The following is a 13,548-nucleotide window of genomic DNA, read 5'->3' on the forward strand; positions in this document are numbered from 1 at the left end:
CCCCCCCCCCCCGGCGGGGCGGGGTGGGCGGGTGCTAGTGCACGCCCAGCCAGTCCTTGATCGGGACGAGCGCGAAGTAGACCACGAAGACCACGCTGAGGATCCACATCAGCGGGCCGGGCTCGCGCCACTTGCCGGTACCGGCCTTGATCACCGTGTAGGAGATGACACCCGCGGCGACACCGGCGGTGATGCTGTAGGTGAACGGCATCAGGACGCAGGTCAGGAAGGCCGGGATGGCGATCTCGCGGTCGGACCAGTCGATGTGGCGGGCCTGGCTCATCATCATCGAGCCGATCACCACGAGGGCGGCGGAGGCGACCTCGACCGGGACGATCGCGGCGAGCGGCGAGAAGAACAGCATCGCCGCGAAGAGCGCGCCGGTGACGGTGGAGGCGAGGCCGGTCCGGGCGCCGTCGCCGACCCCGGTGGCCGACTCGACGAACACGGTCTGGCCGGAGGCGCCGGCCACCCCGCCGATCGCGCCGCCGGCGCCGTCGATGAACAGCGCCTTGGACAGGCCCGGCATCCGGCCCTGCTGGTCGGCGAGCCCGGCCTCGGTGCCGACGCCGATGATGGTCGCCATCGCGTCGAAGAAGCCGGCCAGCACCAGGGTGAAGACCGCGACCGTGGCGCTGATCGCGCCGAGGCCGTGGCTGCCGAAGGCGCCGAACAGGTCGACGTTGCCGAACAGCCCGAAGTCGGGCGCGGAGACCGGGCTGCCCGGCCACACCGGCGCGGAGCTGCTCCAGGTCTTGGCGGGCAGGTCGGCGACCGCGTTGACGACGAACGCGACCACGGTGCCGCCGGCGATGCCGATCAGGATCGCGCCGCGGACGTTGCGGGCCAGCAGGACGAAGATCGTCAGCAGCGTCAGGCAGAAGACCAGGACGGGCCAGCCGGCCAGCTCGCCGAACGGGCCGAGCGAGACCGGGGTCGGGCCGCCGGTGTGCACGAAGCCGGCCTTGACCAGGCCGATCAGCGCGACGAACAGGCCGATGCCGATGGTGATGGCGTGCTTGAGCGGCAGCGGGATGCCGTTCATGATCTTCTCGCGCAGGCCGGAGACCACCAGCAGCACGATCAGCAGGCCGTAGATCACGCACAGGCCCATCGCCTGCGGCCAGGTGGTGTGCGGGACCACCAGCGCCGATATCGCGCCGGAGACCGACAGGCCGGCGGCGACCGCCAGCGGGACGTTGCCCACCACGCCCATCAGGATCGTGGTGACCGCCGCCGCCAGCGCGGTCGCGGTGGTGAGCTGCGCGTGGTCCAGCTTGAGGCCGTTGACGTCGGCGCCGCTCAGGATGATCGGGTTGAGCAGGACGATGTACGCCATCGCCATGAACGTGGTCAGGCCGCCGCGGAGCTCGTTGCCGAGGCTGGAGCCCCGGGCGGAGATCTTGAAGTAGGCGTCCAGGAGGTGTCTCGGCGGGGCTGCTGCCGGTGGCGAGGTGAGGGGCTCGTCAGCGGCGGGTGCTTCTTCAGTGGTGCCGGGCTCCGTCGGGATCCGGGTCATGTCCACTCCCAAGGTTCAAAGGGGGTTGGGGTGGGCGAGCCGACCTGTGTGCCAGGCATAGGAGCAGGGCGCAGGGGGACTGTTCGACTCACGATGTGCACGTGCTGTGGTGCGTGCGGCGCTCGGGTGGGGCTTCGCACCGCTGCAGAGCCCCGGCGTGGGAGGCAGCGGGATGGTGCACGTTGGTCGCGTACGGGTGGCGCGGGTGCGCTCTTGTGGAGCTGCCCCGGGGCGGCGGGGAAGACGGTCACCGCCCCGGGGACGTCTGGGGGCTAGAGCGTTCCGGTGAGGTGCTCGGGCCGGACCGGGATCCGGTTCAGGGCGATGCCCGTCGCCTGGCGGATCGCGGCGACGATGGAGGGCGTCGCGGAGACGGTGGGGGCCTCGCCGACGCCGCGCAGCCCGTAGGGGGCGTTGGGGTCGGGGAGTTCCAGGATGTCCACCGGGATCGGCGGGGTGTCCAGGATGGTGGGGATCAGGTAGTCGGTGAAGGACGCGTTGCGCACCTTCCCGTCCTTGACGATGATCTCCTCCATCACGGCCAGGCCGAGCGCCTGGGTGCAGCCGCCCTGGATCTGGCCGACCACCGACAGCGGGTTGAGCGCCTTGCCGACGTCCTGGGCGGCGGTCAGCTCGACCACCTTGACCAGGCCGAGCTCCACGTCCACGTCGACCACCGCGCGGTTGGCGCAGAAGGTGTACTGGACGTGGCCGAAGCCCTGTCCGGTCTCCTTGTCGAACGGCACGGTGGGCCGGTGGTGGTGCTCGCGGGTGAGGTCGATCGCCTCGTCGCCCAGCAGGTCGACCATCGGCACCAGCACCCCGGCGGACTCGGAGACCACCTTGCCGCCGGCCAGCGTGATGTCCTGGTGGGTCCAGCCGTAGCGCCGGCGGCCCTTGTCGATCAGCGCGTACTTGACCGCCTCGGCGGCGAGCTTCACCGCGCCGCCGGTCATGTACGTCTGCCGGGAGGCCGAGGTGGAGCCGGCCGAGCCGACCTCGGTGTTGGCCGGGTGGATGGTGACCTGCTCGACGCCGAGCTCGGTGCGGGCGATCTGGGCGTGCACGGTGACGCCGCCCTGGCCGACCTCGGCCATCGCGGTGTGCACCATGGCGACCGGCTCGCCGCCGATCACCTCCAGCCGGACCCGGGCGGTGGAGTAGTCGTCGAAGCCCTCGGAGAAGCCGACGTTCTTGATGCCGACCGAGTAGCCGACCCCGCGGACGATGCCCTCGCCGTGCGAGGTGTTGGACAGCGCGCCGGGCAGGGCGCGGACGTCGAGGTCGTCGAGGTCCAGCGGCGGCGGCAGCGGCATGTCCTTGACCCGCTGGAGCAGCTCGGCGACCGGGGCCGGCGAGTCGATCTGCTGGCCGGTGGGCATCAGGTCGCCCTCGGACATCGCGTTGAGCTGGCGCAGCTCGACCGGGTCCATGCCGAGTTCGGCGGCGAGCTTGTCCATCTGGCTCTCGTAGCCGAAGGCGGCCTGCACCGCGCCGAAGCCGCGCATCGCGCCGCAGCTCGGGTTGTTGCTGTAGAGCGCGATGGCGTGCATCTTGACGTTCGGGATCACGTACGGGCCGTGGCCGAGCGAGGCCGCGTTGCCGACCACGGCGGGCGAGGCGGAGGCGTAGGCGCCGCCGTCCAGCACGATCCGGCAGTCGGCGAAGACCAGCTTGCCGTCGCGGGTGGCGCCGTGCTCGTAGAACATCCGGGCCGGGTGGCGGTGCACGTGGCCGAAGAAGGACTCGTCCCGGGCGTAGACGATCTTGACCGGCTTGCCGGTGCGCTGGGCCAGCAGCGAGGCGTGGATCTGCATCGAGAGGTCCTCGCGGCCGCCGAAGGCGCCGCCGACACCCGCCAGGGTGAGCCGGACCTTCTCCTCCGGCAGGCCGAGCACGGGGGCCATCTGCTGGCGGTCCACGTGCAGCCACTGGGTGGCGATGTAGAGGTCGATGCCGCCGTCCTCGGCGGGCACCGCGAGGCCGGACTCCGGGCCGAGGAAGGCCTGGTCCTGCATGCCGACCTCGTAGGTGCCGCTGACGATCACGTCGGCCAGCGCCCGGACCTCGTCGGTCACGCCGAGGCCGGAGACCAGCTTCTGCTCGTGGCAGATGTTGCCGTGGCCGTGCGACTTGAACTCGTGCGGCTCGTGCACGTAGCCGTGCACCTCGGGGGCCAGGCACTGCTCCTCGGTGACGATCGGGGTGAGCACCTCGTACTCGACCTTGATCTTCTTCACCGCGCGGCGGGCGGTCTCCGGGTGGTCGGCCGCGACCAGCGCGATGGCCTCGCCGTGGTAGCGCACCTTGTCGATGGCGAGCGCGGGCTGGTCCTGGATCTCCAGGCCGTAGAACTTCGAGCCCGGGATGTCCTCGTGGGTGAGCACCGCGTAGACGCCCGGCAGCTTCAGCGCCTCGGAGATGTCGACGCTCAGGATGTTGGCGCGCGGGTGCGGCGAGCGCAGCGCCATGCCCCAGAGCATGTCCTCGTGCCACATGTCGGAGGAGTACGCGAACTCGCCCTTGACCTTGAGGTTGCCGTCGGGCCGCAGCGGCGAGCCGCCGATGCCGTCCTTGCTGGCCTGCCGGATGTCCTGCAGGTTCTTCTGACCCTGGATGGTACGGGTGCTCATTCCGAGACCGCCTTAGCGCAGGTGCGGGCGGAGGCGAGCCGCACCGCGTCCATGATCTTCTCGTACCCGGTGCAGCGGCACAGGTTGCCCGACAGTGCCTCGCGGATGTCGTTGTCGCTGGGCTGGGCGTCGTTGGCGAGCAGCGCGTCGGTCTGCACCAGCAGCCCGGGGGTGCAGAAGCCGCACTGGACGGCGCCGGCGTCGATGAACGCCTGCTGGACCAGGCCCAGCTCGCCGTCGTCCTCGGCCAGGCCCTCGACGGTGCGGACCTCGCGGTCCTGCACCTGGCCGGCCGCGACCAGGCAGGAGCAGACCGGGGTGCCGTCCAGGTAGACCGTGCAGGAACCGCACTCGCCCTGTTCGCAGGCGTTCTTGGAGCCCGGCAGGCCGACCCGCTCGCGCAGCACGTAGAGCAGGCTCTCGCCCTCCCAGACGTCGTCGGCCTCGACCGGCTTGCCGTTGGCGGTGAACGTCACCCTCATGCCGCGCTCCTGATCTGCTTGCTGTAGTCGTTCCACGTCCAGGTGAGCGTGCGGCGGGCCATCACGGCCAGCGAGTGCCGGCGGTAGTCGGCGGTGCCGCGGACGTCGTCGATCGGCGAGGCGGCGGCCTTCACCAGCTCGCCGAACCGCTGGATCACCTCGGTGCCCAGCAGGTCCCCGGACTCCCACAGGCCGCGCTCGGCGAGCACGCCCTGGAGGTACTCCTCGGCCTCCACGGCCCGGCGCGGCGTCGGCGCGGCCGAGCCGATCCCGGTGCCGACGGTGCCGTTCTTGGGGTGCAGGGCGAAGCCGAACGCGCAGACCGCGATGACCATCGCGTTGCGGGTGCCGATCTTCGAGAACTGCTGGGGGCCGTCCGCGACCGGGATGTGCACGGCGCGGATCAGCTCGTCCTGCTCCAGCGAGTTGCGCTTCACCCCGACGTAGAAGTCGTCGATCGCGATCATCCGGGTGCCGCGGACCGAGCAGGCCTCGACGAACACGTCCCGGCCGGCCGCCAGCAGCGCGGGGTGCGCGTCGCCGGCCGGGGAGGCCCCGCCGAGGTTGCCGCCGACACCGCCGCGGTTGCGGATCTGGGGGGATCCGACGGTGTGGGAGGCGAGCGCGAGGCCGGGGAGCGGGCCGGACAGCTCGTTGATGATCCGGGTGTACGGCACGGCGGCACCGAGTCTCACCACACCACCGTCGTTCGACCACTCGGTGAGCTCGGTGATGCGGTTGAGGTCGAGAATCGCGGATGGCCGGTGCACGTCGAAATTCATCTCGACCATGACGTCCGTGCCACCCGAGATCGGCAGCGCGGTCGGGTACTCAGCCTTCGCCGCGAGCGCCTCGTCCCACGTAGCGGGCCGAAGGAACTCCATGCGGGTGTCTCCTCAAGTCGTCGCCTGCCGGAACGGTTGGGCACAGTGCCCGGAACCCATCCGGTCGCCCGTTCGGGGGCGGGCCGCATGGAGTTCTTACCCTCGGATTTCGGACTCTGCTACCGCTCCGTTGCCGAGGCGTTGAGTCCTGGTCACCGGGGTGTGTCCGGCGGCGTGTGGCCAGTGAACCTCCGACGGCCCGCCCGCAGGCAGTCACCGATGGCATGAAGCCCCGGCGGTGGTGCCGCCCGGCATCCTGTACGTTCCTCTAACGTGGGCAATCGCCCAGTCCAAGCGGTTACCGGCCGCTCACTACGACCGTAATCCGGCCGTGATTGCCGCGCTACGACCCCGTGACCCCGCGCGCCGGTCGGACGTAACGCCGAGGCCGTCCGCTGGGGCACACTGTGACCCCCACACCCGCCCGACCCCCACCCTCCAGACGAAGGAGTCTGCGGATGCGCGTCCGTGACCTGCTCGCCCCCAGTGCGTTGGGGCTGCGGCTGCTCGCGGCCGAGGACGAGCTCGACCGGCAGGTCAGCGGTGTCATGACCACCGACCTGCACGACCCGGGCCGCTACCTGCACGGTGGGGAGCTGGTCCTGACCGGGATGCTCTGGCGCACCGCGCCGGAGGACTCCGAGCGCTTCGTGCGCACCATCGCGGCCGGCGGGGCGGTCGCCCTGGCGGCGGGCGAGGCGGAGGTCGGCCCGGTGCCCGAGGACCTGATCGACGCCTGCCGGCGGCACCGGATGCCGCTGCTGGCGGTGCCCGACCAGACCGCCTTCGGGGCGGTCACCGAGTTCGTCGGCCGCCAGGTGTCGGCCGACCGGGCCGCGGACCTCGCCGCGCTGGTGGACCGCCACCGGATGCTGGTCTCGGCGGCCGGCGGCGGCGGCCTGGACGCCGTGCTGGACCTGCTCGGCGGCGACCTCGACCTGGACTGCTGGGTGCTCACCCCGACCGGCCGGGTGGTCGCCGGGCCCGCCGACCGGCTCTCCGCCGAGGACCGCGACCAGCTGGCCCGCACCCATCTGGCCGCCCAGCGCCAGCGCCGCCGCCCGCCGCACCGGGCCCGGCTGGTCTCCGGCTCGTACTCGCTGCTGCCCGCCGCCGCCGACCCGGCCGAGCCGAGCCCGCTGGCCGACTGGGTGCTGGCGGTCGCCGGTGACGTCACCGAGTGGACCGGCAAGCGCCAGCAGCTGGCCGAGAACCTGTCCCGGCTGGTGGCCGCCGAGCGGATCCGCCGGGACGAGGGCCGCCGGCTGCGCCGCCGGCTCGCCGACGAGGTGCTGACGCTGCTCCAGCGGGACGCCGACCCGGCCGAGATCAGCCGCGCGCTGCACGCCTCGTCCGCGATGGCGGTCCGCTACGAGGGCGCCGCCCCGATGCCGGTGGCGGGCGAGGGCACCTGGCTGGTGCTCAGCGCCGAGGGCACCGGGCTGCCGGACGGCGTACTGCGGACGATCATGGAGGAGGCGCTGGCCGACGCCTCCGACCGGGCCCTGGTGGCCGGCTCCGGCAGCTCCGCGGTCGCCGTGCTGCCGGCCCTGGAGGCGCCGGTGCCCGCCGAGGCGCTGCGCGAACTGCTGGCCCCGCTGGAGGCCGGACTCGGCTCCGAGGGGCGGATCACCGTCGGTGTCTGCGCCCCGGCGGCGGAGGCCGGCGGTCTGCGCGGCGCCCTGGAGGAGGCCCGGCACGCCCGCCGGATCGCGGCCGCCCGGGTCGGCCGGGTCTGCGTGGCCGGCCCCGAGGAGCTGGCCTCGCACGTGCTGCTGCTGGCGGCCGTCCCGGACGAGGTGCGCCGGGCGTTCCGCAGCCGGCTGCTGGACCGGGTCATCGGGTACGACATCGAGCACCAGGCGGATCTGGTCAGGACGCTGGAGGCGTTCCTGCGCTCGGACGGGTCCTGGACGCGGTGCGCGGCCCAGCTGCACGTGCATGTCAACACCCTCCGTTACCGGATCGGCCGGATCGAGGAGTTGACGGGGCGTGACCTCTCCCGGCTGGAGGACCGGGTGGATTTCTACCTCGCACTGGAGCTCGCGTAGTACTTGACAGGGGCGGGTAAAGAGTTCCAGGAATCCGGTCACGACTTCATGACGATCGGCCCCAGATCTGCTCAAATCGGGTCAATTCGCCTACTTTCCTATCAGGGTTCTATCAGGTTTCTGGGGTAGCTTTCGACCGCAGTGCGGAGAAGGGCCGTTCGATACGGGCGGTTCGCCCCGCGATGCCGCCCGGGGTGCGGGGGCCTCCGTGCGCACCCGTCCCTCTCCGCTCGCGGTCGACGCATTCGGCCCGGCGCGCGGCTGCGAAAGTTGACTGCGTACTGTGACCGACCCGAGCCCGCGTACCTCATCCGACTGGTTCGGATCGATGCCACGGCATGAGGAGACCCTCCAGCTCCGGTCACCCTGGGTGACCAAGACCGCGGTCCAGGAGCAGCCGCCGGCGCCCATCGTCGAACGCGTCGTGATCCACCCCGAGGCCGCCGCCAAGGCCGTCTTCGTGGACCAGAGCGGCCGGCGCGGCCGGGCGCTGCGCGGGTTCGGCTGGATCGCCGGGGTGGCCTGCGCCGGGTTCGCGGCCACCGCGCTGACCACCGTCGCCGGCTCCAACGCGCAGGCCCCCGCGATGCCGGTGCCCTCGCCCACCGCCAACTCGGCGGTGCTCGGCGAGTCCGGCACCGCCTCGCCCTCGCCGTCCCCGTCCGCCGCCACCGGCAGGCCGAGCGCCACCGGCAGGCCGACCGGCAGACCGTCCGCCACCGGTACGGGCGCCGCCGCCACCGGCACCGCCAGGCCGACCGGTACGCCCAAGGCCACCCCCACCGGCGCCGCCGGGGCCGCCGACACCACGACCACCTCGGCCAAGCCCGGTCAGACCACGCCCGCCCCGGGCGCCCGCGCCGCCAGCCCGCACGCGGCCACCTCCGCAGCCAAGCCTCGCTGAGCACCAGTTCCAAGGACACCCGAGCCATGTCGCGATCCCGAGGCAGGCGAGCGGCCAGCCGCCCGCGCCGCCGTGCCGTACCACCCCTGCGCTTCACCCTGCCGACGGTGCTGCTGCTGACCCTGCTGGCCACCCTGCTGCTGCGCGGACTGGTCACCAACGAGGTCTTCCACGACGCCCGGATCAACGTCTCGGTCGACAAGGACACCGTCCCGCCGGCCCTGCTCACCGGCGGCCCGGTGATCGACGCCCGCGGGCCCGGGGACCCCAAGAGCTACCGGGCCGAGGACCACACCATGGCCCTCACCTTCGACGACGGCCCGGACGAGGTGTGGACCCCGCAGATCCTCGACGTGCTGGCCCAGTACCACGCCAAGGCCACCTTCTTCGTGACCGGCTCGATGGTCACCCGCCACCCCGAGCTGATCCGGCGGATCCTCGCCGAGGGCCACGAGATCGGCCTGCACACCTTCACCCACCCCGACCTCACCCTCCAGTCGGACCGCCGGATCACCTGGGAGATGGCCCAGACCCAGCTGGCCCTGGCCGGCGTCGCCGGGGTGCACAGCGCGCTGTTCCGCCCGCCGTACTCCTCCGACGCCTCCGCCCTGGACGACCTGACCTGGCCGGTGGTCAAGAAGCTCGCCGACCGCGGCTACGTCACCGCGTTCATCGACGAGGACACCGACGACTGGAAGCGCCCGGGCGTCGACGCCATCGTCGCGGCGGCCACCCCCAAGCAGGCCGGCAGCGGCCACATCGTGCTGATGCACGACGCCGGTGGCGACCGCGCGCAGACCGTCGCCGCGCTGAAGATCGTGATGCCCCGGCTGCAGTCCGAGGGCTACCGCTTCACCACCGTCAGCGAGTCGGTCGGCGCCGGCACCTCGATGTCCAAGGTCGACGGCTTCCAGCTGTGGGAGGGCAAGCTCTTCCTCGGCCTCGCGCACGCCGCGGTGTTCGTCATGCCGGCCCTGATCGTGCTGCTGGCGGTGGTCGGCACGCTGGTGTTCGGCCGGTTCGCGCTGATGCTGTTCCTCTCCGTCAAGCACGCCCGGCGCACCCGCCGCCGGACCTTCAGCTGGGGGCCGCCGGTCACCGAGAAGGTCACCGTCCTGGTCCCGGCCTACAACGAGCAGGAGTGCATCGCCAACACCCTGCACTCGCTCACCGACAGCGAGCACCCGATCGAGGTGATCGTGATCGACGACGGCTCGACCGACGACACGGTCGCGATCGTCGAGGAGCTGGCCCTGCCGGGCGTCCGGGTGATCAGCCAGCCGAACTCCGGCAAGGCCACCGCCCTCAACACCGGCATCGCGCACGCCACCCACGACCTGATCGTGATGATGGACGGCGACACCGTCTTCGAGCCCTCCACCGTCCGCGAGCTGGTCCAGCCCTTCGCCGACCCCCGGGTGGGTGCCACCGCGGGCAACGCCAAGGTCGGCAACCGCGACAGCCTGATCGGCGCCTGGCAGCACATCGAGTACGTGATGGGCTTCAACCTGGACCGCCGGATGTACGACGAGCTGGGCTGCATGCCCACCGTCCCGGGTGCCGTCGGTGCCTACCGCCGGGTCGCGCTGGAGCAGGCCGGCGGGATGAGCGAGGACACCCTCGCCGAGGACACCGACCTCACCATGGCGCTGCACGTCAACGGCTGGAAGGTGGTCTACACCGAGAACGCCCGCGCCTGGACCGAGGCGCCCGGCAGCATCAGCCAGCTCTGGTCGCAGCGCTACCGCTGGTGCTACGGCACCATGCAGGCGATGTGGAAGCACCGCGGCGCGGTGCTCGCCTCGGGCCCGGCGGGCCGCTTCGGCCGGGTCGGCCTGCCGCTGGTGGCGCTGTTCATGGTGCTGGCCCCGCTGCTCGCCCCGCTCTTCGACGTCTTCCTGGTCTACGGGGTGCTCTTCGTGGACGCGCCCAAGACCTTCACCGCCTGGCTGACCGTGCTGGTCGTCCAGCTGGTCTGCGCCTCGTACGCGTTCTGGCTGGACAAGGAGAAACCCTGGCACCTGATCTCGCTGCCGCTCCAGCAGCTGGTCTACCGCCAGCTGATGTACCTGGTGCTGCTCCAGTCCTGGATCACCGCGCTGACCGGCGGCCGGCTGCGCTGGCAGAAGCTCAAGCGCACCGGCGAGGTCGACGTCCCGGTCGCGGTCTGACCGGCCCCACCCCAACCACCCGAAAGGTCCCGCATGACCGCGCCCGCCCACCCCGGGTACCTGCCGCCCGGCGCCGTCCGGCCCCCGGCGGCGGTTCCCGCCGCCGGGCCGGTGACCGCGACGCCCGCCGCCCGGGCCAAGCCGGGCCGTGACCGCTACCTGGACTTCCTGCGGGCGCTCGCCCTGGTCCGGGTGGTGTTCCTGCACATGTTCGCCTGGACCTGGCTGCCGATCGTCTTCCCGTCGATGGGCGTGATGTTCGCGCTGGCCGGGTCGCTGATGGCCCGCTCGCTGTCCCGTCCGACCTGGTCGGTGATCCGGGGCCGGCTGCGCCGCCTGCTGCCGCCGCTGTGGCTGCTCGGCCTGATCGCGGTCCCGGGCATGCTGCTGCAGGGCTGGTCCGCGCACGGCTCCGGGCACAGCGTGGCGGGCTTCTGGGGCCGGCTGGCGCTGTGGGTCCTGCCGCTGATGGACCCGCCGTACGGCGACCCGCTGCCCGGGATCCACGGTCTGCTCGACCACGCGTGGGGCGAGCACGCGGCCGGCCCGCTCTGGTACCTGCGGGCCTACCTGTGGTTCGTGCTGCTGTCCCCGCTGATGCTGGCGCTGCTGCGGCGGATCCCGTGGCTGGTGATGCCGGCGCCCATGCTGTTCTGCGTGGTCATGCAGCTCGGCTACGTCGACTTCCGCCCGGAGATCTACAGCGTGGTCGACGGCTTCGCCACCTACGGCTCCTGCTGGATGCTGGGCATGGCGTACCAGGAGGGGCTGCTCAGCCGCTTCCCGCGGTACGTGCTGCCGTCGATCGTGCCGTTCGTGATGGCGGTCTCGCTCTGGTGGACCCTGAACGGCACCAACGACGAGGGCGGCCCGCAGAACCTGGAGGACAGCAGCCTCGGCCAGGCGGTCTGGTCCTTCGGCTTCGTCCTGCTGCTGCTGGCGGCCAGCCCGTCCTGGGACGAGTGGCCGCCGCGGCTCAAGCGCTGGGCGGGCTGGATCAGCCTGCTGAACTCCCGGGCGGTCACCGTCTACCTCTGGCACAACCTGGCCATCACGGCCGCGATCAGCCTCTTCGGCCTGACCTGGTACGTGCCGGTGCTGGCCGAGAACGTGCCCTGGCTGCTGGACAGCGACTGGGTGCCGATGCTGCTGGCCTGGCCGCTGATCGGCCTGTGCATCGTGGCCTTCGGCTGGATCGAGGACGTGGCCGCCAAGCGCAGCCCGCGGCTGTTCCCGTACCCGCGCGCGCCCCGCTCGGCCCGCCGCCGCTGAGCCGGCCGCACCGACGCGAAGGGCCCCCGGCGCACTGCGGGGGCCCTTCGCGTCGGCCGTCGACGGCCGGGAGGCTCAGTGCTGGACCGGGATCACGCCGGTCAGCCACTTGAACACGTCGGGGACCATCGGGCGCCACACATCGCTCGCGTGCGGGCCGGTGGTCTCCACCGCGGTGACGGTGGTCGGGGCCTTGGAGGCCGACTTGAGGGCGGCCGCGGCCTCGTACCCGTCGCCCTTGTTGCCGCTGACGAACAGCGCGACCTTGGGCGGCGTCTGGGCGTTCTTGAGGATGTTCAGCAGGTCGGACTTCTCCTTGAGCGCCGGGTCCTTCGCGGTCAGCGAGTGCGGCTCCTGACCCGGGTCGCTGTAGCCCGAGAGGCTGACCCCGGCCCGGTACCGGTTGGGGTGCTCCAGCGCAAGCTTGCCGGCGCAGTGCCCGCCGGCCGAGTAGCCGGCCACCGCCCAGCGGTCGGGCGACGGGTCGGCCCGGAAGTTGTCCAGCACCATCTGCGGCACGTCACGCGACAGCCAGGTGTCCGCGTTGACCTTGCCGGGGACGTCGGCGCAGCCGGTGTCCACCTCGTCGCCCAGCAGGTTGGTCCGGGGCGACACCAGGATGAACGGCGCCACCTCGCCCTTCTCCATCATCGGCTTGAGCTGGTCGGACACCTTCAGCGTGCCGAACCAGGTCTTGGACGAGCCCGGCCAGCCCGGCAGCAGCTCGACCACCGGGAAGTTCTTGTCCTTGTACGCCGGGTCGTTGTACTGCGGCGGCAGCCAGACCAGCACCTCGCCGTCCACGCCGGACACCTCGCCCTTCAGCTCGGTGTTCTTGACGTCGCCGGGCACCTTCGGGTCGCCGACGCCGGTGAACGACTGGATCACCTTGGCCCGGGTCTTGCTGTCCGAGCCGGTGCCGCTGCCGGTGTCGGCCGGGACCTTCGGCACCGCCCGGACGTGGTCGCCGGTGCCGAGCAGGTCGTCCCAGCTGCCGTAGATCAGGTTGGCGTTGTTGACCATGACGAAGACCGTCGTCACCGCCGTCAGCTGGCAGAACACGATCATGGCCGTTCTGCTCAGCAGCTTGACGGGCCGGGGCCCACGCACCCGCCCCCAGAGCAGCAGTGCGGCTGCGATGGAGATCGGCACGAGGATGATCGTGACGACGAGGAAGGGTGTGCCAGTCAGTTGCATGAAGGATTTCTCGTATCCGGGTTGCGGTCGCCCGGGGCTCGGGGCGCCCAGGACGTGCTCCAAAGGATCAGACGGGGTGGGACGGGTGGTCAGTTGCCGGTGAATCTGAGGGGAAGCTGAGAGGAAGATCACATTTCTGTGAGGCTCCGGTGGGCAACCCCCCAAGTCTGCCACCCGACCGGACGATTCTTCCGGGTGCACAGATCATCTCGTACGCCCGGGCCGATCGGCCGCAGCCCCGGCGCGGAACCTGCCGGATCGTCAGACCGGTCACCCGGCCGGCCGTACAGGAATCACTCAGGAGCGGGACCCCGGACCGCGACCGGCGCCGGACGGCCCGGAAATCCACACCGACCCCGTCCGGTCCGTGACCCCTGCGCGGCGGTGACAAGGGGGAGGATGGCAGGCAGCCCGTCCCTCCCCGTCCCGCACCCG

General features: G+C 71.8%; 9 protein-coding genes. 4 read left to right on the top strand and 5 right to left on the bottom strand.

Annotated elements, in window-relative coordinates; all coding sequences use genetic code 11:
- Nucleotides 1–34: 34 nt before the first annotated feature.
- From AC2TEW_RS23495 to AC2TEW_RS23510, 4 genes are all read right to left on the bottom strand, one after another.
- Complete coding sequence (locus AC2TEW_RS23495) at nt 35–1,519, bottom strand: NCS2 family permease (RefSeq protein WP_484625316.1); 1,485 nt, start codon at nt 1,517–1,519, stop codon at nt 35–37.
- Between the two features lie 272 nt (nt 1,520–1,791).
- Nucleotides 1,792–4,152: a xanthine dehydrogenase subunit D gene (gene pucD, locus AC2TEW_RS23500; RefSeq protein WP_484625317.1), complete on the bottom strand. Its 2,361-nt coding sequence runs from the start codon at nt 4,150–4,152 to the stop codon at nt 1,792–1,794.
- Nucleotides 4,149–4,634, bottom strand: coding sequence for a (2Fe-2S)-binding protein (locus AC2TEW_RS23505; protein ID WP_033820101.1), 486 nt, complete (start codon nt 4,632–4,634; stop codon nt 4,149–4,151). The genes pucD and AC2TEW_RS23505 overlap by 4 nt, the downstream gene beginning before the upstream one ends.
- Nucleotides 4,631–5,518 (bottom strand): FAD binding domain-containing protein, encoded by an 888-nt coding sequence (locus AC2TEW_RS23510; RefSeq protein WP_033820102.1) that lies wholly within the window; start codon nt 5,516–5,518, stop codon nt 4,631–4,633. The genes AC2TEW_RS23505 and AC2TEW_RS23510 overlap by 4 nt, the downstream gene beginning before the upstream one ends.
- Nucleotides 5,519–5,976: 458 nt before the next feature.
- Here AC2TEW_RS23510 and AC2TEW_RS23515 point away from each other — a divergent pair, with 458 nt between their 5' ends.
- The 4 genes from AC2TEW_RS23515 (at nt 5,977) to AC2TEW_RS23530 (ending at nt 11,916) form a co-directional block, all read left to right on the top strand.
- The gene (locus tag AC2TEW_RS23515; RefSeq protein ID WP_484625318.1) at nt 5,977–7,569 is read left to right on the top strand and encodes a PucR family transcriptional regulator; all 1,593 of its coding nucleotides are present in this window, start codon (nt 5,977–5,979) and stop codon (nt 7,567–7,569) included.
- 370 nt (nt 7,570–7,939) lie between these two features.
- The gene (locus tag AC2TEW_RS23520) at nt 7,940–8,473 is read left to right on the top strand and encodes a hypothetical protein (protein ID WP_484625319.1); all 534 of its coding nucleotides are present in this window, start codon (nt 7,940–7,942) and stop codon (nt 8,471–8,473) included.
- 26 nt (nt 8,474–8,499) lie between these two features.
- On the top strand, nt 8,500–10,644 hold the full coding sequence (locus AC2TEW_RS23525; RefSeq protein ID WP_484625320.1) for a bifunctional polysaccharide deacetylase/glycosyltransferase family 2 protein: 2,145 nt from the start codon (nt 8,500–8,502) through the stop codon (nt 10,642–10,644).
- A 33-nt stretch (nt 10,645–10,677) separates the two neighbouring features.
- Nucleotides 10,678–11,916 carry an acyltransferase family protein gene (locus AC2TEW_RS23530; protein ID WP_484625321.1) on the top strand — a complete coding sequence of 413 codons (1,239 nt, stop codon included), beginning with the start codon at nt 10,678–10,680 and terminating at the stop codon, nt 11,914–11,916.
- A gap of 75 nt (nt 11,917–11,991) precedes the next feature.
- Here AC2TEW_RS23530 and AC2TEW_RS23535 read toward each other — a convergent pair whose 3' ends face one another.
- Nucleotides 11,992–13,113, bottom strand: coding sequence for an alpha/beta hydrolase (locus tag AC2TEW_RS23535; protein ID WP_484625322.1), 1,122 nt, complete (start codon nt 13,111–13,113; stop codon nt 11,992–11,994).
- Nucleotides 13,114–13,548: the final 435 nt, after the last annotated feature.

The organism is Kitasatospora sp. NEAU-CNBT7, from assembly GCF_057220535.1.